A 24,096-nucleotide genomic window follows, 5' to 3' on the forward strand; every position below is an offset into this window, starting at 1 on the left:
CCCCACCGTGCTGGGGGCCGCACCGCGCCGGGAGTCCCGCCGGGCCGCGAGCCCCACCGCGCCACGAGCGCAGTCGCGCCGGCGGTGGGAGGGAGAGCCGCTTGACGCCGCAGCCCGCGTCAGTGCGGTGTGCGGGGCGGGCGCTCATGCAGGGCGCGCAGGGGTCCCCGGGCACACGCACTCCGCCCTTCGGCGCGCGATCTGGCCGGGGTGGTACGAGGGTGGTAGTGATGGACACACCGGTGACCACGTTCAGTGAGAGCCCGGACGACCCGTTTGCGGTGCGTCGCTCGGCCTCTGCCCTGCTGGACGACACAGGGCGGGTCGTCGGCTGGAGCGAGCGCGCCGAGGCGCTGCTCGGCTACTCGCCCGAGGAGGTGCTGGGACGGGCGGCCCGCGACCTCCTGCTCGACCCACGCGACGAGGACGTCGTCATGGCGGCGGTGGCGGCCTGTGTGAGCGCCGGAGGCTGGTTCGGGGTCATCCCGGTACGGGACCGGGGTGGTCAACGGGTTGAGCTGGGCTGCCGGGCCCGGGCGGTGGTGCGGTCGGGCACCAGCGTCGAGTGGCACCTCGTGAGCGCGCCGGCGGAGCAGGTGATCCAGTGGGAGACGGACCGGTCGGTCCTGGACGGGATGTTCCGCCGGTCCCCGATCGGCCTTGCCGTCCTCGCGCCCGACCTGAGCCTGCTACGGGTGAACCGGGCGATCGCGCGCTTCGGCGGGCTTCCGGCCGAGCGTTACCGGGGGAGGCGCATCGGGGACTTCGTCGTCGACCGGGACACGGCCATGGTCGAGTCGGGGCTGCGGCGGGTGCTCGAAACGGGTGAACCGCTGATTTTCACCGAGCAGCCGTGCCATCTGCGGCATGATCCCCACACGGAAATGTTCGTCTCCGTGTCGGCCTTCCGGATGCAGGATTCGTCCGGGCGGATCCTTGGTGTCACTGAGCTCGTCGAGGACGTTACCGACCGCTATCAGGCGCGACGGAGACTGGCGCTGCTCAATGACGCCGGCGCCCGTATCGGCACCACCCTCGACGTGGAGGCCACGGCACGCGAGCTGGCCGAGGTGGCCGTCCCCGACCTCGCGGACTGTGCTTCCGTAGACCTGCTCGAAGCGGTGACCCGCGGCGAGGAGCCTGGTCACGTCGAGAGGGTGGCCCGCGGCGAGGAGCCTGGTCACGTCGAGACGGCGGCCCGTGGTGAGGAGTCTGGTCAGGAGCCGTCGGCAGCCCTGTGCAGGGCGGCCGTGCGGAGCGTGTCGCCCGAGGCGCCGACGGTGATGTTCCCGGTGGGCCACACCATGCACTTCCCTCCGGAGGCACCGCAGGCCCGATGTCTGGCCGAGCGACGTCCCGTCCTCGAACCGGTCCTGGGGTTCTCCCCCGCCTGGTCGTCACTGGAGCCGGAACGGGTCGAGCGGATCCGCGAACTGGGCGTCCACTCACTCATCGCGGTGCCCCTGGTCGCGCGCGGCCTCGTGCTGGGCGTGGTGAGCCTGTGGCGGTGGCGCCGGCCCGAGCCGTTCGAGGAGGACGACCTGACGCTGGCCGAGGAGTTCGCCGCCCGCGCCGCCGTGTGCATCGACAACGCCCGCCGCTTCACCCAGCAGCAACAGGCCGCGGTCGCGCTGCAGCGCAGCCTGCTCCCGCGCGAGGTACCCGAGCACCATGCGGTGGAGGTCGCCCGTCGGTACCGGCCGGCCGACACCACCGCCGGCGTCGGTGGCGACTGGTTCGACGTCATCCCGCTCTCCGGACTCCGGGTCGCCCTCGTCGTCGGAGATGTGGTCGGCCGCGGCATCCACGCGGCGGCCACCATGGGCCGGCTGCGCACCGCGGTGCACACCCTCGCCCACCTCGACCTGCCGCCGGACGAGGTCCTCTCCCACCTGGACGACCTCGTGGACCGGCTGGCCGCCGAGCAGGAAGCGACCGACGAGCGCTCTCCGCAGATCGTCGGCCCCTCTCCCCAGATCGTCGGCGCGACCTGCCTGTACGCGGTCTACGACCCGGTCTCCGGGCGCTGCGCCCTCGCCCGCGCCGGCCACCCGCCGCCCGCGGTGGTGACACCGGACGGACGGGTGGACTTCCCCGATCTCCCGGCCGGCCCACCGCTCGGCCTGGGCGGGCTGCCGTTCGAAACCGCCGAGGTGGAGCTGCCCGAGGGCTCCCTGCTCGTCCTCTACACCGATGGACTCCTGGCGGCCTGGCGCCGTGATCTCGACGAGGGGCTGGCCCTTCTGCGCGGGGCGCTGAGTGATCCCGCCCGTTCGCTGGACGACCTCTGCGAGGCGGTGGAGGACGCGCTGCTCCCCGAAAGTCCCAGCGATGACATCGCGTTGCTCGCCGCCCGCACCCGCTGCCTGGCCGAACACCAGGTGGCCACCTGGGAGTTGCCGTCCGAACCGACCGCTGCTGCCGAGGCCCGGAAGCTCGTCGCGGCCCAGCTCCACGACTGGGGCCTGGAGGAGATGGCCCTCACCACCGAGCTGATCGTCAGCGAGCTGATCACCAATGCCTACCGCTACAGCAGCGGTTCGGCCACCCTCCGCCTCATCCGGGACCACCACCTCATCTGCGAGGTCTCGGACACCAGCAGCACCTCGCCCCACCTGCGCCACGCCGCCACCACCGACGAGGGCGGCCGTGGCCTCTTCCTGGTCGCCCAACTCACCGCCCGCTGGGGCACCCGCTACGTACGCAACGGCAAGACCATCTGGGCGGAGCAGGCGTGGGAGCCCGGCGTCGGCGGAGCCGGAGGTGGATGAGGACGGTTGCGGATTCCACCAGGTGTGCCGTCCCGGGGCAGAACGAGAGTGATCCGCCGCCGAAAAAGCCCTGGCGCCTCACAACTACCTTGGTGGAACACGGGACCGGGTCGGGCCGGATCGATCCATCCGGCTGCTTCGGCGGGGATACAGTCCGGCCAGGGGAAAGCAGCGGACGCAGCAGGGGACGCAGCAGGACCAGGGGAGGGGCCGGCGTGTTGGAGATCGTGACGGTGGGGGCGCTCACCGCATTCCTCGCCGCAGTGGGAAATGGCGCCGCGGGGGAGATGGGCAAGCAGGCGCTCGTGTCGACGGGCGCTCTGGTGAGACGGACCCTGGGGCGGGAGGCGCCGCTGCCGGCCGGTCCGGCGGGGTGGGAGGTACTGGCACGGGAGTTGCACGCCAGGCTGGACGGGGACCGGCAGCGGAACGGCGAGTGGGCCCAGTTGTTGCGGGGCATGCCGGACCCCGTGCTGCTGACCCCGGGCGCCGGACTGCCGCCTGCCACCAGGAACTTCACCGACCGCCAACGGGTACTGAAGCACCTGACACGGGAGGCGGTCCGGCCGGCAGCGGGCCGGCCACGGGCTGCCCTCCTGTACGGGCCGCCGGGAATCGGAACCACCGCGGTGGCTCTGTATTGGGGCGCCGGCCAGCTCGCCCGGTATCCCGACGGACAGTTTTACGTCGATCTCCGCGACGTGGCCGGGGAGAGCGGGCCGGGGCCGTCGGCCGTCCTGCTCGGTCTGTTGCGGAAAATGGGGGTCGAGCGGGGCCGGATCCCGCCCACCGAGGCCGGGCGGGAAGAGCTGTACCGGCGGCTGACGGCCGGTCGAAGGGCGCTGGTGGTGATCGACCATGCCTCCTCCGTCGCGCAGGTCCGCCCCCTCCTTCCCGCCACCCCGGAGGTCTTCCTCCTGGTCATCGCGTCCGGCCCGGCCTTCGCACTGGAAGCGGAGCGCATCGCCGTACCGCGGCTGAAGGACCGGGACGCGGTGAAGCTGCTGAGGAAGGTCGCCGGACCGGAGAAGGTCGCTCTCGCCAAGCCGCAGCTGCCGGCGCTGCTGGGCCGGTGTGCGGGCAACGCCTTCGCCCTGAAGGTCGCGGCCCTGCGTCTGCTGACCGCGGAACCGTCGCTCCCGGACCCGGCGGACGGCGCGCTGGGGCGCTCTCCGGTGCAGGGCATCGCCCGGGCCACGTGCCGCGGGCTCGGCCCTGGGACGGCAAGGCTGTGCCGGCTGACGGCGGTGGGCGGCTGGCCCGCGTTCGACGCCGATCTGGCCGGGGCCGCCGCGGACGTCACCCCCGAGGAGGCCGACCGCATGCTGGCCGAAGCGGCGGACACCCAGCTGGTGGAACCCCTGCACGAAGGCCGTTACCGCTTCCGCCCCGAGGTACGGCGACTCCTGGCGGACGCCGCGGGCCCGGAGCACGGCATCGCGGAGTGCGCCGCGTCGGTGTCCCGAGCACTCGACCATCTGCTGAACCGCGCACTGCACGCCGCACATGCCGCACTGCCGCGGAGCTGGCGGGTCGAGCCCGCCCCGGCGGAGGGCACGCCGTACCGCGACGAGGCCGCGGGCATGGCGGCGTTGCGGGCGGAGGCCGCGAACGTGATCCGGGCGGTCTCCGTGGCCCACGAATACGGGCACCTCGGCGTCGTGCTGCGGCTGGCCCGCGCGCTGTGGCCGCTCCAGCTGAAGGCCGGGTACTGGGACGAGGTGCTGCCCGCTCTGCAGCTCGCGGCCCGGTGCGCCGACGAGCAGGACCTGGATTCCCGTACGGCAGCCGCCCTCCACTTCCAACTCGGTCACTGCCTCGGCGAATTGCGGCGGTGGGAGGAGGCCGACCGCGAGACGCAGCTGGCTGTCGCGGGCGAGCGCGCGGCGGGCCATGTGCGGGGCGAAGCCTCGTCCGTGGAGCTGCGGGGTCTGCACCTGCTGAGCCGGTGGCGGTACGGAGCGGCCCACGAGCGGTTCGTCGAGGCGGAACAGCTGTACCGGCGGATCTCCTCCGGGCAGGACGGCGCGGAGGATCTGCCACGCGCCCTCGCCCTCGCCGAGCGCCACCAGGGGCGTGCCCTCCGTGGCTTGGAACGGTGGGAGGAATCCCGCATCCACCTGGAGAGGGCGCTGGACTTCTTCGTGGAACAGGGCGAGGCGTACAACCAGGGCCGGGTCCTCACCGATCTCGCCGAGACGTTGCACGACGCGGGCGACGACGCCGCGGCGCTGGCCAGGATCGCCGAGGCGGAGCGTCTGCTCATGCCGGAGGGGGCGACTCCGCACCTGGCGTACCTCGCTCGCCTCCGGCAGCGCTGCGAAGCCGTGGCGTAGCCGCCCCCGCCGTCACCGGGTGCACACCATCGGATGCACACCGCCGGCCACGCGTACCCGAAGCGTCGTCCCGCCCGGAGGCACCTTGCCGCCGTGCGCCAACCACGCGTGCAGTGCCGAGGCGTACACCGCCGGGTCGGCGTCCGCGGCCGGACCCGCTGACAGGCGGAAGACGCCGACGCCACGGGCGCGCACGGTGCACCGGTCCGGCCCGCTGACGTACGCGGCGAGGGAGCAGTGCGGGTGACGCCGCAGTATTTCCGCGGTCCACGCGTCCGGGACACCCAGGCGCGGGTCGTCCGGCGGTCCGTCGCGCCAGATCACATCGGCCGTCGCCAGGTCGCCGGGATCGCGAGTGTCCTCGTGCACGGCGCGGTGCGTCTCGCCGACAGCGTCGTAGGGATGCCCGGTGGATCGCTCGACGACGACCTCCACGCCGCGGACACGGGTACGGACATCCAGCGGGTGGGTGCGCAGTGGGGGAGTGAACTCCGGCAGGGGCAGCGGCTCCAGCAGTGCGGCGGCGGTGGGCTCGGGGAGGTCCAGCAGCGCGTAGAAATGCCGCCGCAGCAGTTCCGCGGAGGCTCCGGGTGCCGAGGTGGTGAACTCCGCGGGCCCGGCGAGCGGCCGGTGCCGCGCCAGCAGTTCCGCGAGCTGATCGTGCAACGGGCCGTGCGGGTCGAGCCGCGGAGCGCCGCGGACGAACGCTGCCAGCGGTGTGTCGGGGTCCAGCCGCCCCTCCCCGGTGGCCGCCAGCAGCACGGGGTGGCCCAGCGCTGCGGCGTAGTAGGTGACGGCCCCGAAGTCCCCCAGGACGACGTCCGCCGCCAGGAGGGCCTGGCGCCAGGCGTGCACCGGATCGATCAGGGTCAGGCCGCTGCGGCGGGCCCGGTCCAGCCACACGCGGATCTGGCCCGGGCCGTGCCCGTACCAGATGTTCGGATGCAGGACGGCGGCGAGCCGGTAATCGTCCGCCGACAGCTCGGCGGCGAGCCGCGGCAACAAGCTGGGCAGGACGTCCTCGTCACCGCCGGTCCCGAAGAGACCTTCCGGGTTCCAGGTGGAGTTCAGCACGAGGAGCCGTTGTCCGCGGCGCACTCCCAGCGCGCGTCGGAACCGCTCCCGATAGGGGCGCGCGGCCAGTATGCGGTCGAAGCAGGGATCGCCGGCGAGCACGGCTGCCTTCTCGGCTTCGGGACATACGCGGCGCAGGCGTTCGAGCTGTTCCGGATGTGACAGTACGAGTCCGTCCACGAACGATTCGCCGTCCACCAGCAGCCAGTCCGGCGACAGCCCGAACGTCGGCTCCCGGCTCCCGGCTCCCGGCTCCCGGCTCCCGGCTCCCGGCTCCCGGCTCCCGGCTCCCGGCTCGGCGAGCTTTTTAGTGTATCCCACACCGTGCGACAAAACGGTCAATCTGCCTTTGAGGTCGTGCAGTTGACCACCGAAACTGGCAGAAATCGCCAGGTCTACGGGCGTCCGCAGCGCCTGATCCCAGGGCATGACGGGCAGCTCCAACTCGGCGAACAGCTTCCGGATTCCGCCTTGGAACACGGACGACTCCGTTGAGGTGATCAGCAGTTGCACCCGGAAGTCGTCGTGGAACAGCGGCAGTACGTCCAGCAGGCGTCCGGCGGAGGTGACGTTGTGCACCACGAGCAGGACCCGGCGACGCGCCGCCCGGCTGACCCAACGATCGGAGCCGTCCCCGACCGGCACGCGTATGACCGGGGGATGGGATGGCCCCACTGTCACCTCCTGCTGGCTGCACGCCACCCGCGGCGCTTCCCGATCACCCTAGCCAGCCGCACGCCGTCGAAAGCCTTCGCCCCTGGCCGGGTGGTGTCATGGGCCGCTCGGAAGAGTGGGCCGCGGATCATCATCAAGGCGTACCGATCGGCGTCCCACGCAGGAAGTCAAGGGAGCTGACGGTGCCTGCCAACTCCCTTCGCTAGTCTGGGAGTTACGAGTTGCGACAGGATGCCGGAGCGCATCAATGGGCGTGCATGAATACCGCTGCTCCACGCCGGGGATGATCAGGTCGAGGCGGCCCGGCCCGGCCGAGGCGACAACGTGTGGTGCGCGTGCGGGCCGCCTGGAGACGGGAAACGGGAGGCGAGTGACCGTGTTGGCCGAGGCGATGACGGCGGCAGCGGCGGCCGGAGCCGGGGCCGTGGTGCAGGCCGCGGGCTCGGATCTGTGGGCCTGGTTCCGGACACGGTGCGCGCGGCTGATCGGCCGCGGTGATTCCCGGCGGGAGGAGGAGGCCCTCGATCAGCTCGACACGACCGCCGCGGATCTGAACGCCGCTGACGACGGTAATCGGGAGCGGGTGCGGGGCAGGCATGCGCACCTGTGGCAAGAGGAGTTCCTCTCCGTGCTGCGCAGCCTGGAAGAACAGCAGCGCGAGCGGTTCGCCGACGAACTGCGCGCCCTGGAGCGGCAGTTCGGCAACGCGAGCGGGTCCTCCGGCGGAGTGCTGTCCGGCAACAGTTTCCACGGGCCCACCAACGTCCAGACCGGCGACCACAGCACCCAGACCAACTATTTCGGGACCCAGGGGTGACAGGTGGGGAGGAGAGGGTCCGGATCCGGCATTCCCCGACAGTCCGCCGGCAACACCCACTACGGGCCGGTCAACCTTCAGACCGGCGATCACAGCGTCCAGAACAACTACTTCTCCACCACACCGCGGTCACCGCTCGATGTGGCGGCCGACACACTGGCCGATGCAGTCCAGAAACAGTGGGAAGACGAGGCCGGATTCCGGCGTCTGCTGGAGCCCGCCCCCCTGCCGGTGCGGTGGCGGGTGACCGAGCGCAAAGTGGCGGGCCCGCCGGCGGGCGCCACCGCCGTAGGGACACGTGCCCGGTTCGCGCCGCTGCCCGGCCTGGACCCCCTCACCGGCGAGCACCTGAGAGACGGCGGTGACCTGAAGGGCCTGCACGACGTGTACGGCGGGGTGGCCTCGGGCCGCCTGCTGCTGGTCGGCCCTCCGGCGGCGGGCAAGACGACCGCCGCCGTGCTCCTGCTCCTTGAGGCACTGAGGTACCGCGCCCGCGCCAACCCCACGGACCGGGAGCACATCCCCGTACCAGTACTGCTGTCGCTGAACGGCTGGGACCCGGCCAGGGAGCGCGCGGACGAGTGGGCGGCCGGTCAACTCGCCCGCAAATACACGTCGTTCCGTAGCCGTAAGGGACACGACCTCGCGCGCACCCTGCTGCAGAAGGGACGGGTCGCGCTGTTCCTGGACGGACTCGACGAGGTGACCGGTAGGTTACGCGCCGCCATGGTCAGCGCCCTGACGTCCGCTCCCTGCCGGCTGGTGCTGCTCTCCCGTAGCTTGGAAGCCCGGCTGACCGCCAAGAAGGCCCGGTTGAGCGGCGCCCTCGCACTGGAGCTGCAAGAGGTGTGCCCACGGGACGCTGCCGCGTACCTGCTGCATTCGCGCCGCGCGTCGTCCTCGTCCGCCTGGCAGAAGCTCACCCGACACCTCCAGGACCGGCCGGGCAGCGCCGTCGCCGAGGTGCTGTCCAGACCTCTGTGGATCACGCTGGTGCTCGACGTCTACGGGGACGACAGCCCGGTTGACGAACTGCTCGACACCGCTCGCTTTCCCCGTCCGCGCGACATCGAGCACCACCTGCTCGACCACGTGGTCACCGCCGCCTACACCCCGCGCGACGGATACCCCGACCGCCGCCCCCGCCACTCGCCCGAGATCGCCGAGCGGACACTGCGCCACCTGGCCGCCCGGCTGGCCGAGGAGGGCACCCATGAGCTGTGCTGGTGGCACATCCCCACCTGGGCGGCACCGCGGCCCCGGGCGATACTCCTGGCGGCCTTGGTCGGACCGACGTTCGGTGCACTCTCCGGCCTGACGTTCTCGTACGCCTGGGGGCCCGTGTGGGGCATGCTGCTCGGGCTCCTCACGGCGATCGGCGGCGGGTTCGTGGCCGGTGGGCTGCACATGAGATTCAGCGAGCGCCAGCCGCTGCCGAGCGCGGGATGGCGCGACGTCTTCACACCGTTCTCCCTCACCGTGGGCGCCGGGATATGGACCGTCTCGGCCTGCGCGCTCTGGTACGGCTACCAACTCCGCGGAGATCCGATGCCGTTCTGGCTCTGCGCCCTTCTGACGTTCGTGTGGGGCTTCGCCGCGACGATGGTCAGCGGCAGCGGATTCGGAATCGTCAAAGGCACCCTGCTCGGCTTCGGCTCGGGTCCGTCCTTCGCCGCACTCAGGAAGAGCGACCGGGCTGCCGTGGTGGACACCCGGTCGATCGGCCCGCGTGACGTGTGGCGGCACCACATCGGACTGCGGCTGCTCCTCGGCCTGACGGCGGGAAGCACCTTCATGCTGTGGCAGATCCCGGTCACGGCCCACGCTCTCGGGTGGCGGGACGGCATCCTGATCGGTCTCAGCACCGGTTGCTGGACCATCCTCATTCCCTGCCTCGTCCGCAACCTTGCCGTCGCCACGGCCCTCGCCGCCGTACAGCTCTCCGCCAAGGAAGGCACTCCGGTACGTCTGTTGTCCTTCCTGGAGGACGCACGCCGCCGCAACCTCCTGCGTGCGGTCGGCCCGGTGTACCAGTTCCGCCACTCCCGCCTGCAGGAACACCTGACGCGGCAACGAGCCCACCTGCCAAAGGCCTGATGGCTGGGCGCGGGCCGTCTGCGGCTTCCAGGAGAGCGACAGGCATCGTCCGCCCGGGGCCAAGGACCTGTGCGCCGAACGCAGATGACAGAGCGCGGTGCGCTCGATCGGGCACCGGCGGAGCCCGGTGGCTCGGACCGTGCCGTCGCGGGCCGTACTGTCGCTCGTCCTGCCACGAGCGGCGCCGCCGTTGAGCCCGGGGTCCGTGGCCCGCTGCCGCTGGTCATTCGGTCCGCAGCATGAGGGCATGACGTGTGTGGTCGCCGTAGACCCCGCTCTCGTCCCCGCGGACGCCGTAGCGCTCCTGAAAGCGGGTCAGGGCCGCTTTGACCTCCGCGCCGTAGCGGCCGTCGATCGCGCCGTCGTCGTAGATGCCCGGTATCTGCCGGAGCCGAACTTGCAACTCGTAGACCCCATGGCCGCTGTCGCCCTGGCGCAGGACACCCGTGCCCGGGATTTCGGGGAGCGGCGGGTCCGGGGTGCCGGGTTGCGGGCGGTTCGTCCGCCCTGGAGCCGGGGGAGAGGGGTCGTTCGGCGAGGGACTCGCCGGGAGTGGAGTTTCCCGGTGCCCGGGGGGCGAAGAGGACGTCGCAGGCTCGGCGTTGAGGGCGGACAGCAGCCAAGAGGCGAGGACGAGTCCGCTCGCCGCGCCCAGCCCCAGCATTCCGGCGACTCGCAGGTTCCCGCGACCGGTGAATCGCCGCCGTCGGTCACGAGCCCTCCTCCCATGGGCGCGGACGGAGGGCGCAGATCCCTTTGGTTGCGGAACGGGAGTGGCGAAAGCCAGGGTCGGCGCGACCGCCTCCGGGGCCGGCCCACAGGCCGTCGGCGGCTCTCCCACCGACGGGGGCGGGACGGCCTCCAGCCCTTGGAGCAGGGCCGGTGGCTCCGCCGCGACAGCATGCGGGGTGTCGGCCTGGCGCAGGCCGACAGTCGGCAGCGATGCAGTGTCAGTTGGCCGATGAGGCTCGGGGGCACTTGGACGGTGGGGCTCGGGCCACTCCGGTGGCGTGCCTGCCGACACACGTCCGGCCGGCAGTGTCCCGCCGGACGAAGACGAAGCCGGGGTCAAGGGCGGGGGCGGGGGCGGGGAGGGGGACGAGGACGGGGAGAGGGACGGGGACGGGCATGTGGTCGAGGACGGGGACGGGGACGGGATCGGCTGGGGAAAGCGGCCGTCGCCGGTCGGTTGACGGTGCCGACTCCGGGGCGGAGACGGCCTCTCGACGCGTTCGGGCTGCTCGTCGCTCAGGAGGTCGGCGCGTACGGCATCCAAGGCGTCCAGCACGGCCTGGAAGGAGTCCCTGATCTCTTGCACGAGGTCAGGACCTGAGGCGGGAGTCCGCCCGGGGTCGTCGTCGTTGCTGGGCACCGGGTCCTCCTCGGCTGGTCTTGTCTCTGGCGGGCCGTTTCCTTCGTCAGTGGCGGTCAGGTAGCAGGTGTCGAGCGGTGACCGCTCCCAGGCTCTGCGTAGGACGCCCCGGTGGCGGGTTTCTCTTCTTCCTCTCCGCAAGGGCAATACGTAGGCCGCGCGGCTCTGCCCTCATCCCGCGGTCGGCATGTAACCCACGCCACAGTCAAAGACGCCGCACCCACGAAGAGGCCGAGCAAAAGGCGCCTGACCGGCATAAGCCAGGTCAGGCGCCTCTCCCCGACCGCTTAGAAGAACCCCAGCTTCTTCGGCGAGTACGAGACCAACAGGTTCTTCGTCTGCTGGTAGTGGTCCAGCATCATCTTGTGGGTTTCGCGGCCGATGCCGGACTGTTTGTAGCCGCCGAAGGCGGCGTGGGCCGGGTAGGCGTGGTAGCAGTTGGTCCAGACGCGGCCGGCCTGGATGGCGCGGCCGGCGCGGTAGGCGGTGGAGCCGTCGCGGGTCCAGACGCCGGCGCCGAGGCCGTAGAGGGTGTCGTTGGCGATGCCGATGGCGTCGTCGAAGTCGGCGAAGGGGGCCACCGCGACGACCGGGCCGAAGATCTCCTCCTGGAAGACCCGCATGTCGTTGTTGCCCTCGAAGACGGTGGGGCGGACGTAGTAGCCGCCCTCCAGTTCGCCGCCGAGTTCGGCGCGGGTGCCGCCGGTCAGGATGCGGGCGCCTTCCTTCTGGCCGATGTCCAGGTAGGAGAGGATCTTTTCGAGCTGGTCGTTGGACGCCTGGGCGCCGATCATGGTGTCGGTGTCCAGCGGGTGGCCCTGGACGATCTTCTCCGTACGGGCCACGCCGGCCGCCAGGAAGTCGTCGTAGTGGCCGCGCTGGATCAGGGCGCGGGAGGGGCAGGTGCACACCTCGCCCTGGTTGAGGGCGAACATGGTGAAGCCCTCCAGCGCCTTGTCGAGGAAGTCGTCCGCGGTGGCGGAGACGTCGTCGAAGAAGATGTTGGGGCTCTTGCCGCCCAGTTCGAGGGTCACCGGGCGCAGGTTCTCGGAGGCGTACTGCATGATCAGCCGGCCGGTGGTGGTCTCGCCGGTGAAGGCGATCTTGGCGACCCGGGGGCTGGACGCCAGCGGCTTGCCGGCCTCGACGCCGAAGCCGTTGACGATGTTGACCACACCGGGCGGCAGCAGGTCCGCGACCAGGCTCATCCAGAAGTGGAGGGAGGCGGGGGTCTGTTCGGCCGGCTTGATGACGACCGCGTTCCCGGCCGCGAGCGCCGGGGCGAGCTTCCAGGCGGCCATCAGGATCGGGAAGTTCCACGGGATGATCTGGGCGACCACGCCGAGCGGCTCGTGGAAGTGGTAGGCGACGGTGTCCTCGTCGATCTCCGACAGTGAGCCCTCCTGGGCCCGCAGCGCCCCCGCGAAGTAGCGGAAGTGGTCGACCGCGAGGGGGATGTCGGCCGCCAGGGACTCGCGTACCGGCTTGCCGTTCTCCCAGCTCTCGGCGACCGCGAGCGCTTCGAGGTTCGCCTCCATCCGGTCGGCGATGCGGAGGAGGACCCCGGCGCGCTCGGCGGCCGGGGTACGGGCCCAGCCGGGCGCGGCCGCGTGCGCGGCGTCCAGCGCCCGCTCCACGTCCTCGGCGGTGCCCCGGGCGATCTCGGTGAACGGTGCTCCGTTGACCGGCGTCGGATTCTCGAAGTACCGGCCCGATGCCGGCGCCACGAACTCGCCGCCGATCCAGTGGTCGTAACGCGGCAGATAGCTCATCACGGCATCGGCGGAACCCGGGCTGGCATAACGGGCCATGAGGCGGCCTCCCCATCACTCTCGGCGCTGCTGCCCGCCGCTCCCGTGCGGCGGGCGATGGGCGCACCCTAGGGGCGCGGAGGTTGCCGGAACGTTGCGACGCGCGCGGCGGCCGGGGCGGGCGCCGCGCCGCGGGTCAGGCCGTACGGGTCGGGCGTCGCGCCGCCGGTCAGGCCGTACGCGGCCCGCAGCCGGTCCGCGGTGGCGCGCGGTACGCCACGGGCCGGTGACCGCTCCGGCAGCGCGTCCACCAGGGCCTCCCAGACCTCCAGGTCGTCCTCGCCCCACGGCGTACGGGACCACGCGCCCAGCAGCTCCGGATCGCGCGCGGCGAGCAGGGCGGCGCGCAGCCGGTCCGCGAGCGCCTCCCGCAGCCGCCGCACACCGGGCGCCTCCGACGACGGCAGCAGCGGACCGCCGTAGCCGTCCAGCGCGGACCACGGGTCGCCGGCCGCCAGCCGGTCCTCGACCGTGCCGAGGTCGGTCTCCACCGGCCGGCTCAGCCGGTACGGACGCGAGTGCAGCAGCCCGCCGACCAGCTGCCGAAGCCGGGACAGCTCGGCGCGCAGCGTCACCGGGCGCATCTCCCGTTCGCCGTAGAGCTGCACGGCGAGCTGATCACCCGTCAGGCCCGCCGGGTGACGGGCCAGCAGCAGCACGATCTCGCTGTGCCGGCGCCCGAGCCGCAGCCGCCGGCCGTCGACGACCAGCAGCGCCTCGTCCCGGCCGAGTACGGACAGACAGACGCCGGGTTCCGGCGCGCCGGCCGCGAGATGGGCCTCCGCGGCCCGGGCGGTGGCCTGCACCAGGGCCAGGCTGTGCGGGCTCGCCAGATGGTCGCCGCCGGTGATGTCCACCGCGCCCAGCAGCCGCCCGGTCCGCGGATCGTGCAGCGGCGCGGCGGCGCAGGTCCAGCGCTGCACCTGCCGGTTGTAGTGCTCGGCGGCGAAGATCTGCACGGCGTGATCGGCGGCGAGCGCGGTGCCGGGCGCGTTGGTGCCGGCGTGCGGCTCGTCCCAGCGCGCGCCGACGACGAAGTTCATCCGCTCGGCGCTGCGCCGCACCCCGCGGTGTCCCTCCACCCACAGCAGCCGCCCCTGCTGGTCGCAGACGGCCAGCAGATGCGCCCCGTCCTGCGCGAAGCTGCCCAGCAGGTCCCGGAAGACCGGCAGCGCGCGGGCCAGCGGATGGCTCTCGCGGTGGGCCCGCAGCGCCGCCTCGTCCAGCTCGATCGGCGCGGCGCCGTCCCACGCGGCCCGCGCCTGCGCGGACCGGCGCCAGGACTCGGCGACGACCCGGCGGACCGGCGGCGCGACGGTCCCGTCGGCCAGGAACGCGGCGTGGGCCCGGCGCACCGTGCGGATGCGCTCCACCGGATCGGCACCGGCCTCCATCGCCAGCCAGGGGTTGACCACGCGTCACCTCTCCGCAGCGGCTCCTGCACCGTACGTGCCGATGGTGCTCGGCCGGAACGGAACCGTAAACCCCGCGCCGTCGCTCAGGTGTACGGGGACGGACCCGGCCCGCGGCCGCAGCCCGTCCGCGGTGATCAGCTCCGAGACGGTGCGGTCCCGGGTGGTGAGGCGGTGGTCGGTCAGGGACGCCGCCTTCATCCGCCGCCCCCTCGCCTCCACCGGGCCGCCGGCACCCGGAAGCCGGCCGCGGATCATGACGCTCTGTCATACTGCCTGGAAATCTTGGCAGTTGGAGACTAGGGCGAATCTTGAACAAGGGTCGACAGTGCGGAGCGAGCGGCTCCCCGGCTGCTCGTGGCACCGCGCGCTCGCAGGCGCGCCGTGCCGAACTGATAGCCACCGGGCGGAAGTTGTTCGCCGACACCTCCTACGACGCGCTGTCGATGGATGACATCGCCCGCCAGGCGGGGGTCGCCAAGGGCCTGATCTACTACTACTTCACGAACAAGCGCGGCTATTACCTCGCGATCATCGAGGACGCGGTGGCCGAGCTGGTCGAGCGGGCCGGCGCCACCCATGACCTGCCGCCCGTCGAACGCGTCCGGCGCACCGTCGACGGATATCTGCGCTACGCCCAGCACCACCAGGCCGCCTACCGCGCCATCGTCACCGGCGGGGTCGGCTTCGACGCCGAGGTCATGGCGCTCCGCGACACGGTGCGCGCCCGGCTGCTCGGCACCCTCGCGCGCGGCGCCTGGGGCCGTACCGACATCCCGCCGCTCGCCCGCACCGCGCTGACCGGCTGGCTCTCCAGCGTCGAGGGCGTCACCCTGGACTGGATCGCGGAGCAGGAGGTGCCCCGCGAGACGGTGGTGACGCTGCTGGTGCGCGGGCTGGCGGACACCCTCCGGCTGATCGAGGAGTTCGAACCGGCCTGCCCGGCGCCGCCGCGTCCGCCCGCCTGAGACCGGCGGGGCGGCAAGCCCGGACGGGCGGAGGCATCCCGCGGCATGCCGGACGGGCGGGAGGCCGCCACCTCCCGCCCGTCCGGGGCCTTGCGCCGTCGGCTAGTTGATGGCCTTGATCAACTCGCCGTTGGAGGTGTCACCGCTCAGTTCCCAGAAGAACGTGCCGCCCAGGCCCTGGGCGTTCTTGAAGGCCATCTTGGTCCCGATGGTCTCCGGGGTGTCGTAACTCCACCACTGGTCACCGCACTTGGCGTAGGCGGTGCCGCCCACCTTGCCGGTGGCCGGGCAGCGGCTCTTGAGCACCTTGTAGTCGTCGATGCCGGCCTCGTACTTGCCCGGCGCCGCACCGGTCGCGGTACCGCCCGGCGCGTCCTGGGTGACGCCCGACCAGCCGCGGCCGTAGAAGCCGATGCCCAGCAGCAGCTTGTTCGCCGGCACCCCGAGGCCCTTCAGCTTGGCGATGGTGTCGGTGGTGTTGAAACCGGCCTTGGGGATGCCGTTGTACGAGGTGAGCGGGGAGTGCGGGGCGGTGGGGCCCTTGGCGTCCCAGGCACCGAAGTAGTCGTACGTCATCGGGTTGTACCAGTCGACGTACTGGGCCGCGCCGGCGTAGTCGGCGGCCTCCAGCTTGCCGCCGGCCGAGGCGTCCGCGGTGATCGCCGCGGTCACCAGGTTGGTCCGGCCGAACTTCTCCCGCAGCGCCTTCATGACGCCGGTGAAGGCGCCCTTCCCGCTGGTGTCGCAGGTCAGACCGCAGGCGTTGGGGTACTCCCAGTCGATGTCGATGCCGTCGAAGACGTCCGCCCAGCGCGGGTCCTCGACCAGGTCGTAGCAGGACTGGGCGAAGGCGGCCGGGTTCTTGGCGGCCTCGCCGAAGCCACCGGACCAGGTCCAGCCGCCGAAGGACCAGATCACCTTGAGGTTCGGGTGCAGCTTCTTGAGCTTCCGGAGCTGGTTGAAGCTGCCGCGCAGCGCACCGGCGTCCCAGGTGTCCGCCTTGCCGTCGACGCTCTGGTCGGCGGTGTAGGCCTTGTCGTAGTCGGCGTAGGAGTCACCTACCGCGCACCTGCCGCCCTGGACGTTGCCGAAGGCGTAGTTGATGTGCGTCAGCTTGGCCGCCGACCCCGACGTCTCGATGTTCTTGACGTGGTAATTGCGGTCGTAGACACCCCAGTTGGTGAAGTAGCCGACCACCTTGTCGCCCGCCGCGGCCGGCTTCGCCGTGGGGACGGCGGCCGCGGAGGGGTGCGGGGCGGCGGAGGTGCCCGCCGGGTGGGCCGAGGCGGGCCCGGCGAGCAGGGTGCCGGCCAGTGCCGCGGTACACAGCGCGGTGGCGGCGGCGATCAGCCGGCGTGGCGATCGCATCCGGTGCGGTCTGAGCATGTCGTCTCCTCGGAGGGGGGCGAGGGGGAAGCGTTGATGACCTGCGTTCCGAATTGGCATGAACGCGTTGAGCGTTGAGGAGAAGGTAGAAGGACTAGACCAGTGCGTCAATGGTTCGGACCAATTTCACCGGCGGCCGGTAGCGGCCCCGCGGTGCGTCCGGGTAACGGGCCGGAACCCGTACCCGCTGTTGATCAACCCGTGACGCGGGGCCGCCGATCGGGCATACTCCTAGCGCCACAGCCGCAGGTCATCGCGTTCCGAGACCCGGAAAGCGATCATCGGCCTGGCACTACGGAAACGGCGCCGCCGCCCACCCCGCGTGCGTCGCCGCAGCGCCCGACAGGGAGGAGAGCGCCGCCATGACCGAGTACGGCCCCCGGCCGGTGGACCGCAGGCTGCCCACGGAGGAAGCCCGCGACCTGATGACGCTCGTGCGAGAGCTCGCCGAGCGCGAGATCAGGCCGACCGCCGCCGAGGAGGAGGACGCCGGCCGCTTCCCCCGTGAGACCTTCCGGCTGCTGTCGGAATCGGGACTGCTCTCGCTGCCCTACGACGAGGAATTCGGCGGGGGCGGCCAGCCCTACGAGGTCTACCTCCAGGTCGTCGAGGAGCTCGCGGCCGCCCGCCTCACCGTGGGCCTCGGCGTCAGCGTGCACACCCTCGCCTGCCACGCCCTGGCCGGCTACGGCACGAAGGAACAGCGGGCCGAACACCTCCCCGCCATGCTCGGCGGCGGCCTGCTGGGCGCCTACTGCCTCTCCGAGCCGTCCTCCGGCTCCGACGCCGCCTCGCTGACCACCCGCGCCGAGCGGGACGGCGACGTCTGGACCCTGAACGGCACCAAGGCGTGGACCACCCACGGCGGCGTGGCCGACTTCTACACCGTCCTGGCCCGCACCGGCGGCAGCGGCGCCCACGGCATCACCGCCTTCCTGGTCCCCGGTGACGCCGCGGGCCTGAGCGCCGCGGCCCCCGAGCGCAAGATGGGCATGAAGGGCTCCCCGACCGCCCAGCTGCACTTCGACGGCGTCCGCGTGCCCGACGCCCGCCGCCTCGGCGACGAGGGCCAGGGCTTCGCCATCGCGCTGTCCGCCCTGGACTCCGGCCGCCTGGGCATCGCCGCCTGCGCCGTCGGTGTCGCCCAGGCGGCGCTGGACGAGGCGCTCTCGTACACCGCCGAGCGCCGGCAGTTCGGCCGCCCCCTGGTGGACTTCCAGGGTCTGCGGTTCATGCTGGCCGACATGGCCACCCAGATCGAGGCCGGCCGGGCGCTCTACCTCACCGCCGCCCGGCTGCGCGACGCCGGTCTGCCGTTCTCCAAGGAGGCGGCGATGGCCAAGCTCTTCTGCACCGACACCGCGATGCGGGTCACCACCGACGCCGTCCAGCTCCTCGGCGGCTACGGCTACACCCTCGACTTCCCGGTCGAGCGCTATATGCGCGAGGCCAAGGTCCTCCAGATCGTCGAGGGCACCAACCAGATCCAGCGCATGGTCATCGCCCGCCACCTCGCGGGCCCGGAAGGCCGCTGATCCCCACCGGGCGGGCCGGCACACCCGGCCCGCCCGGCCCCTCCGGCACCTCTCCTCCCGGCCGTGGTCTGGCCGTCCGCGCCGAGCTGACGTACCGTCAACTCCCGGCCGCGGCCCCCGGGTCCGGGCGGTGCCCCGGCCTGCCCGAGCGCCCAGGAGGAGAAGTGCCCGACCGACCGATCGCGCTCGACGAGTACCCGATCCACCAGGTCCCGCTGTCCCTGCGGCACGTCGCCACCGGCGACCGCAACGCCTACGACCGGTGCATCTTCCACGTCCTGGACCACTCGGGCCGGGCCCTGCTGATCGCCGGCCTCGGGGTCTACCCCAACACCGGCGTCATCGACGCCTACGCCACCCTCCGCCTCGGCGACCGGCTGCACGCCGTACGGGCCTCGGACGCGCTCACCGACGACCGGATGGCGCTCACCGTCGGCCCCCTCACGATCACCGTCGAGGAGCCGCTCGCCCGGCTCCGGCTGACCTGCGCCGCGGACCCCGGCGACCCGGACGGCCTGGCGTACGACCTGACCTGGACCGCGGCCTTCCCGGCGACCTGGGAACCGCACCACACGCAGTACCGGGGTGACCGGCTGATGCTGGAGGCCCGGCGGTTCGTCCAGGCCGGCACCTGCACCGGCCGCATCCGCGTCGCCGGGGAGGAGATCGCGGTCACGGCGGGGGAGTGGACCGGGACCCGCGACCGCAGCTGGGGCGTCCGGCCGATCCCCGGCGAGGACCCCGGACGGGCCGGGGAGGAGCTGCGGACCGAGGGCTTCCACTGGATCTGGTGCCCGGTCCGCTTCGACGACCGGTTCGTCATGGTCATCGTCCAGGAGGACGCCGACGGGTACCGCACCCTGAACGAGGCGCGGGTGGTCCGCCCGGACCGCCCCGACGTCCAACTCGGCTGGCCCCACCCGGAGATCACCTACCGCCCCGGCACCCGGCACCCCGAACGCGCGGTCCTCCACCTCACCGGCCCCGCCCGCGAACCCCTGGCACTCACCGCCGAGATCCTCACCTCCTCACCCCTGGCCGTCGGCGCCGGCTACCCTCCCGCCGACCCCGAGGACGACTGGCAGCACGGCACCTGGCGCGGCCGCGGCTGGACCGACCGCCGCGTCCACGACCTCAAGGACCCCGCGGCACACCCCCGTGCCGCCTACGGCGTCACCGACCACGCCGCCCGCTTCACCCTCGACGGCCGCACCGGATACGGGATCTTCGAACACGGCAGCTTCGGACGCCACGACCCCAGCGGCTTCGCCGACCACACCGCGGTGGCCCCGGAGGCGGACCGATGAGCACCGCGCCCCGGCCCCGCACCACCACCCGCGACCCCGACGAGCTCGCCGCCCGGCTCACCGCCTGGCTCGGCACCCGGCTCCCCGGCGCCCGCGCCACCCACACCAGCGTCCCCGGCTCCAACGGCATGTCCAGCGAGACCCTCCTCTTCGACATCGAGTGCGACACCGGGCACCCCGACGCCCCGTCCCCCGAGCTCTCGACCGCGCCCGAGCAGGGCGGGACCCCGCTCTCCTGCGCGCTGCGGCTGGCCGCCGACCCGGCCGCGTACACCGTCTTCCCGCGCTACGACATGGCCCGTCAGTACCGCACGATGCGGCTGGTCGCCGCGCACACCGATCTCCCCGTGCCCCGCACCCTCTGGCTGGAGGAGGACCCGGCACACCTCGGCGCCCCGTTCTTCGTCATGGCCCGGGCCGACGGCCGGGTGCCGCCGGACGTCATGCCCTATACGTACGAGGGGAGTTGGCTGACCGCGGCCACCGACGCCGAACGCGACCGGCTGGAGGCCGCCAGCGTCGACGTGCTCGCCCGGCTCCACGATCAAGTCCCGCTCCACGAGGCCGGCTTCCTGGCCGGCACCGGAACGGGGAGCGCCCTGCACCGGCACGTCGAGGCCCAACGCGCCTATTACGCATGGGTGGTTGCGGACAAGCCGCGCTCACCGCTGATCGAGCGCGGCTTCGCACGGCTCGCCGACCTCTGGCCCGCCGACCCCGGCGAGACCGTCCTGACCTGGGGCGACGCCCGGATCGGCAATATCGTCTACGACGGTTTCGAGCCCGCCGCCGTACTCGACTGGGAAATGGCCGCGCTCGGCCCGCGCGAACTGGACCTGGGCTGGATGATCTACCTCCACCGCTTCTTCCAGGACCTCACGGAACGCGGCGGCCAACGGGGACTGCCCGGATTCCTGCGCCGGGACGCGGTCGAGAGCCGCTACGCCCGGCTCACCGGGCACACCCCGCGCGACATGGAATTCCACACCCTCTACGCGGCCCTGCGGCACGCCGTCGTGATGCTGAGGGTGGCCTACCGCCAGGTGCACTTCGGGGAGGTGCCGGTACCGGAGGACGCCGACGCGCTGATCCTCCACCGGGACACCCTGGAGGCGATGATCGAGGGCCGCTACTGGTGAGCCGCTGACGGCCCATGCCCCGGGTCCCGGCTCCCGTATGCGTACGAGGACCGTCGCGGCCGCCGTACGGCCGCGGACGGGACGTTCAGGCGCTGCGGCGCATCTGCGGCACCTGCAGCGGACGGGTGCCGGGCCCGCCGATGTGCGAGAACGGCTGGCGGCGCCAGTCCAGGGTCTCCGGCAGGGTGAGCAGCACCGCCGCGTCCTGCTCCTGGGCGTCCAGGGTGTCCTCGGTCTCCGGGGCGTCGGCCGCCGGACGGCCCGAACCCTGGCACACCGTCAGCCCGAACGGGTTCCACGGCGTCGGGCACAGCGCGTGCTCCGGGAGGGTGTCCTCGTCCGCCAGCAGCGCGATCGGCTGCAGGCAGTCGGGGCAGGTCACCCGGTAGATCTCGAAGGTGTCGAAGGCGTCGTACGCATCGTCGTCGCCGGTGCGGCCGGAACTGTCGCCCTCCTGGGCGCCGATGTTCGCGGCGGCGGAGTCCTGCTGAAGGCGTCCCATGATGTCCATCCCCCTCGGGTGGGCCGCGGGGACCGCTGACTTCCTTGACGGGCGGTCCTGGCCACCACCAGCAATTCCCTTCATGCCGCGCGCATAATCGCGACCGCCCCACGGACACGGGTTCACCCCTGTGGCATTGGTCACACGAGGGGTCGCGAGAGTGTCCACGATCCGGCGCGCGATGCGCATACGCGCCCGCGCACAGTAGGTTGAGTGGGTGGAGGAGTTGGACCGACAAATCGTGGATCTGCTCGTCAAGGACGGGCGGATGAGCTACACCGACCTGGGCAAGGCCACCGGCCTGTCCACCTCGGCGGTGCACCAGCGGGTGCGCCGCCTGGAGCAGCGCGGTGTGATCCGCGGCTATGCCGCGATCGTGGACCCGGAAGCCGTGGGCCTGCCGCTCACCGCCTTCATCTCGGTCAAACCCTTCGACCCCAGCGCCCCCGACGACATCGCCGACCGGCTCGCCGAGGTCCCCGAGCTGGAGGCCTGCCACAGCGTCGCTGGCGACGAGAACTACATCCTCAAGGTCCGGGTCGCCGCCCCGCTCGAACTGGAACACCTGCTCACCCGCATCCGCACGCTCGCCGGTGTCTCGACCCGCACCACCGTCGTGCTGTCCACCCCGTACGAGTCCCGTCCGCCGCGCATCTGACCGGACGGCACCCCGGGGCGCCCCCTGCGTGCGGAGCGTGTCCGCGCAGGGGCCAGACTGTCCGGTATGAGCGAGCACACCCCCGATCCGGAGACCGCCCGGCCGGCCTCGTCCCGTCCGGTCGAGCCCCGCACCGTCCTGCTGCGCGGCGGCGAGGTGCACAGCCCCGCCGACCCGTTCGCCACCGCGATGATCGTGGAGGGCGACCGCATCGCCTGGGTCGGTGAGGAGGGCGCGGCCGACTCCTTCGCCGACGGCGTCGACGAGGTCGTCCAGCTGGACGGGGCACTGGTCACCCCGGCGTTCACGGACGCACATGTGCACACCACGGCCACCGGGCTCGCCCTCACCGGCCTCGATCTGCTCGGCGCCACCTCGCTCGCCGACGCGCTGGCCCGGGTCCGGGCCTACGCCGACGCCCGCCCCGCGGACCGGATCCTGCTCGGGCACGGCTGGGACGCCAGCGCCTGGCCCGAGGGCCGCCCGCCGTCCCGCGCCGAACTGGACGCGGCCACCGGCGGCCGGCCGCTCTACCTCACCCGGGTCGACGTGCACTCCGCGGTCGTCACCACCGCCCTGCTGGACCTGGTCCCCGGTATCCGCGACCGCTCCGGGTTCCGCGCGGACGCCCCGCTGACCGGCGACGCCCACCACGCCCTCCGCCGCGCCGCCTTCGCCACCGTCACCCCCGCCCAGCGCGCCGAGGCCCAGGCCGCCACCCTGGCCCGAGCCGCCGCACTCGGCATCGGCAGCATCCACGAATGCGCCGGCCCGGAGATCTCCGGAGAGGAGGACTTCACCGCACTGCTCGCCCTCGCCCGGCAGGGGACCGGCCCCCGCGTGGTCGGCTACTGGGCCGAGGTGGTCGCATCCGCAAAGGGCGCCGAGCGGATCCGCGAGCTCGGCGCGATCGGCGCCGCGGGCGACCTGTTCGCCGACGGCTCGCTCGGCTCGCACACCGCCCATCTGCACGCCCCGTACGCGGACGCCGCCCACACCGGCACCGCGCAGCTCGACGCCGACGCGGTCGCCGCCCACGTCGCCGCCTGCACCGAGGCCGGACTGCAGGCCGGCTTCCACGCCATCGGTGACGCCGCCCTGACCAGCGTCGTCGACGGCGTGCGGGCCGCCGCCGAGCGGGTGGGCACGGACCGGATCCGGGCCGCCCGGCACCGCGTCGAACACGCCGAAATGCTCACCGACGCCACCCTCGCCGGCTTCGCCGAACTGGCCCTCACCGCCTCCGTCCAGCCCGCCTTCGACGCGGCCTGGGGCGGCCCCGACGGGATGTACGCCGCCCGCCTGGGCGCCGAGCGGGCCGCCACCCTCAACCCGTACGCGGCGCTGCTCAAGGCCGGTGTGCCGCTCGCCCTGGGCTCCGACAGCCCGGTCACCGCGCTCGACCCCTGGGGCACCGTGCGCGCCGCGGTCTTCCACCGCACCCCCGCCCACGGCATCTCCGCCCGCGCTGCCTTCACCGCCCACACCCGGGGCGGCTGGCGGGCCATCGGCCGGGACGACGCGGGCGTCCTGGTGCCCGGCGCGCCCGCCGACTACGCGGTCTGGCGCACCGGCGAGCTGATCGTCCAGGCGCCCGACGAGCGGGTGGAGCGCTGGTCCACCGACCCCCGCTCCGGCACCCCCGGCCTGCCCGATCTCACGCCGGGCCGGGACCTCCCGGTGTGCCTGCGCACGGTCGTCGGCGGCCGCACGGTCTTCGGGCCGCCGAACGAGTGACATCGGGCGGGCAGGTCCCCTCGCGGCCCGCGCTTGCCGCTACTTGCCTCATCAGGGGCCGCTCGTTGCTGACCTGGGGCGACGCGAAAACGACGCAGGCGGAGCACCTGTTGACAGCAGGCGGTCGGCGGCCGGTAGGTTCGGCCGAGTCCACCACAGGACGTCCGACCGGGAGACTTCCGCGTAGTCGTCGAACGCAGCTGGGCCATGGGGCGGTGCGCCACCGGCACTCCGCCACTGGGAGCCAGGTCCAGCACCAGCGGTACGGGGCGACGGAGGGTTTCGGCTGGTCGGCAGGTGCGACCCGGGTGGGGCCCGGACGCTCAGTAGACAACGGCTCTCGGTCGACCCGCAGCCAGCGGGTCCCAGGTCGGCCCGAAGGGCGCCCGGGCCCCGATCCGCACCCGTTTCCGTGTTCTTCACGTTGTGCGCACCCCGCACCCACGATTCCGGTCATCCGATGTACGGTCAGCTCACATACGCATGACCTGCTGCAGGA

The 24,096-nt window shown here is 72.6% G+C and carries 18 protein-coding genes; 11 read left to right on the top strand and 7 right to left on the bottom strand.

The window, feature by feature from the left end; genetic code table 11:
* The first annotated feature begins 230 nt into the window (after positions 1–230).
* A complete protein-coding gene (locus ACFV1J_RS17305; protein ID WP_385858880.1) occupies positions 231–2,771 on the top strand; it encodes a SpoIIE family protein phosphatase in 2,541 nt (846 codons plus the stop codon).
* A gap of 215 nt (positions 2,772–2,986) precedes the next feature.
* Positions 2,987–5,107, top strand: a complete 2,121-nt coding sequence (locus tag ACFV1J_RS17310; protein ID WP_385858882.1) for an ATP-binding protein — start codon at positions 2,987–2,989, stop codon at positions 5,105–5,107.
* A 12-nt stretch (positions 5,108–5,119) separates the two neighbouring features.
* On the opposite strand, the gene ACFV1J_RS17315 is transcribed toward ACFV1J_RS17310, so the two are convergent.
* Positions 5,120–6,826: a hypothetical protein gene (locus ACFV1J_RS17315; RefSeq protein WP_385858884.1), complete on the bottom strand. Its 1,707-nt coding sequence runs from the start codon at positions 6,824–6,826 to the stop codon at positions 5,120–5,122.
* Between the two features lie 400 nt (positions 6,827–7,226).
* Here ACFV1J_RS17315 and ACFV1J_RS17320 point away from each other — a divergent pair, with 400 nt between their 5' ends.
* Together ACFV1J_RS17320 and ACFV1J_RS17325 are read left to right on the top strand one after the other, a co-directional pair.
* Positions 7,227–7,673 (top strand): hypothetical protein, encoded by a 447-nt coding sequence (locus tag ACFV1J_RS17320; protein WP_385858886.1) that lies wholly within the window; start codon positions 7,227–7,229, stop codon positions 7,671–7,673.
* A 3-nt stretch (positions 7,674–7,676) separates the two neighbouring features.
* Positions 7,677–9,770, top strand: a complete 2,094-nt coding sequence (locus tag ACFV1J_RS17325; protein ID WP_385858887.1) for a hypothetical protein — start codon at positions 7,677–7,679, stop codon at positions 9,768–9,770.
* Positions 9,771–9,993: 223 nt separating this feature from the next.
* Here ACFV1J_RS17325 and ACFV1J_RS17330 read toward each other — a convergent pair whose 3' ends face one another.
* Positions 9,994–10,434, bottom strand: coding sequence for a peptidoglycan-binding protein (locus ACFV1J_RS17330; protein ID WP_385858889.1), 441 nt, complete (start codon positions 10,432–10,434; stop codon positions 9,994–9,996).
* Positions 10,435–10,780: 346 nt separating this feature from the next.
* Between ACFV1J_RS17330 and ACFV1J_RS17335 the strand changes: the two genes are divergently transcribed.
* On the top strand, positions 10,781–10,963 hold the full coding sequence (locus ACFV1J_RS17335; protein WP_385858891.1) for a hypothetical protein: 183 nt from the start codon (positions 10,781–10,783) through the stop codon (positions 10,961–10,963).
* Between the two features lie 466 nt (positions 10,964–11,429).
* Here the strand turns inward: ACFV1J_RS17335 and adh are convergent, their stop codons facing one another.
* From adh to ACFV1J_RS17350, 3 genes are all read right to left on the bottom strand, one after another.
* Positions 11,430–12,953 (bottom strand): aldehyde dehydrogenase, encoded by a 1,524-nt coding sequence (gene adh, locus ACFV1J_RS17340; protein WP_385858893.1) that lies wholly within the window; start codon positions 12,951–12,953, stop codon positions 11,430–11,432.
* A gap of 68 nt (positions 12,954–13,021) precedes the next feature.
* Positions 13,022–14,368: a GAF domain-containing protein gene (locus ACFV1J_RS17345; RefSeq protein WP_385858895.1), complete on the bottom strand. Its 1,347-nt coding sequence runs from the start codon at positions 14,366–14,368 to the stop codon at positions 13,022–13,024.
* A 3-nt stretch (positions 14,369–14,371) separates the two neighbouring features.
* Entirely contained in the window at positions 14,372–14,566 is a 195-nt protein-coding gene (locus ACFV1J_RS17350; RefSeq protein ID WP_385858897.1) for a hypothetical protein, read from the bottom strand.
* A 110-nt stretch (positions 14,567–14,676) separates the two neighbouring features.
* Here ACFV1J_RS17350 and ACFV1J_RS17355 point away from each other — a divergent pair, with 110 nt between their 5' ends.
* A complete protein-coding gene (locus ACFV1J_RS17355) occupies positions 14,677–15,333 on the top strand; it encodes a TetR/AcrR family transcriptional regulator (protein WP_385858899.1) in 657 nt (218 codons plus the stop codon).
* Positions 15,334–15,435: 102 nt separating this feature from the next.
* On the opposite strand, the gene ACFV1J_RS17360 is transcribed toward ACFV1J_RS17355, so the two are convergent.
* Positions 15,436–16,719, bottom strand: a complete 1,284-nt coding sequence (locus tag ACFV1J_RS17360; RefSeq protein ID WP_385858901.1) for a glycoside hydrolase family 18 protein — start codon at positions 16,717–16,719, stop codon at positions 15,436–15,438.
* 362 nt (positions 16,720–17,081) lie between these two features.
* Here ACFV1J_RS17360 and ACFV1J_RS17365 point away from each other — a divergent pair, with 362 nt between their 5' ends.
* The 3 genes from ACFV1J_RS17365 (at position 17,082) to ACFV1J_RS17375 (ending at position 20,700) form a co-directional block, all read left to right on the top strand.
* Positions 17,082–18,254: an acyl-CoA dehydrogenase family protein gene (locus ACFV1J_RS17365; protein WP_385858903.1), complete on the top strand. Its 1,173-nt coding sequence runs from the start codon at positions 17,082–17,084 to the stop codon at positions 18,252–18,254.
* A gap of 164 nt (positions 18,255–18,418) precedes the next feature.
* Entirely contained in the window at positions 18,419–19,561 is a 1,143-nt protein-coding gene (locus tag ACFV1J_RS17370; RefSeq protein ID WP_385858905.1) for a hypothetical protein, read from the top strand.
* Positions 19,558–20,700 carry a phosphotransferase family protein gene (locus ACFV1J_RS17375; RefSeq protein WP_385858907.1) on the top strand — a complete coding sequence of 381 codons (1,143 nt, stop codon included), beginning with the start codon at positions 19,558–19,560 and terminating at the stop codon, positions 20,698–20,700. The genes ACFV1J_RS17370 and ACFV1J_RS17375 overlap by 4 nt, the downstream gene beginning before the upstream one ends.
* An 85-nt stretch (positions 20,701–20,785) precedes the next feature.
* Here the strand turns inward: ACFV1J_RS17375 and ACFV1J_RS17380 are convergent, their stop codons facing one another.
* Positions 20,786–21,211: a hypothetical protein gene (locus tag ACFV1J_RS17380; protein WP_385858909.1), complete on the bottom strand. Its 426-nt coding sequence runs from the start codon at positions 21,209–21,211 to the stop codon at positions 20,786–20,788.
* A gap of 208 nt (positions 21,212–21,419) precedes the next feature.
* Here ACFV1J_RS17380 and ACFV1J_RS17385 point away from each other — a divergent pair, with 208 nt between their 5' ends.
* Both ACFV1J_RS17385 and ACFV1J_RS17390 read left to right on the top strand, forming a co-directional pair.
* Positions 21,420–21,860 carry an Lrp/AsnC family transcriptional regulator gene (locus tag ACFV1J_RS17385; RefSeq protein WP_030412641.1) on the top strand — a complete coding sequence of 147 codons (441 nt, stop codon included), beginning with the start codon at positions 21,420–21,422 and terminating at the stop codon, positions 21,858–21,860.
* 66 nt (positions 21,861–21,926) lie between these two features.
* Entirely contained in the window at positions 21,927–23,597 is a 1,671-nt protein-coding gene (locus tag ACFV1J_RS17390) for an amidohydrolase (RefSeq protein ID WP_385858911.1), read from the top strand.
* The last annotated feature ends 499 nt before the right edge of the window (positions 23,598–24,096 follow it).

Origin of the sequence: Streptomyces sp. NPDC059649, assembly GCF_042734445.1 — a bacterium.
Classification (GTDB): Bacteria; Actinomycetota; Actinomycetes; order Streptomycetales; family Streptomycetaceae; genus Streptomyces.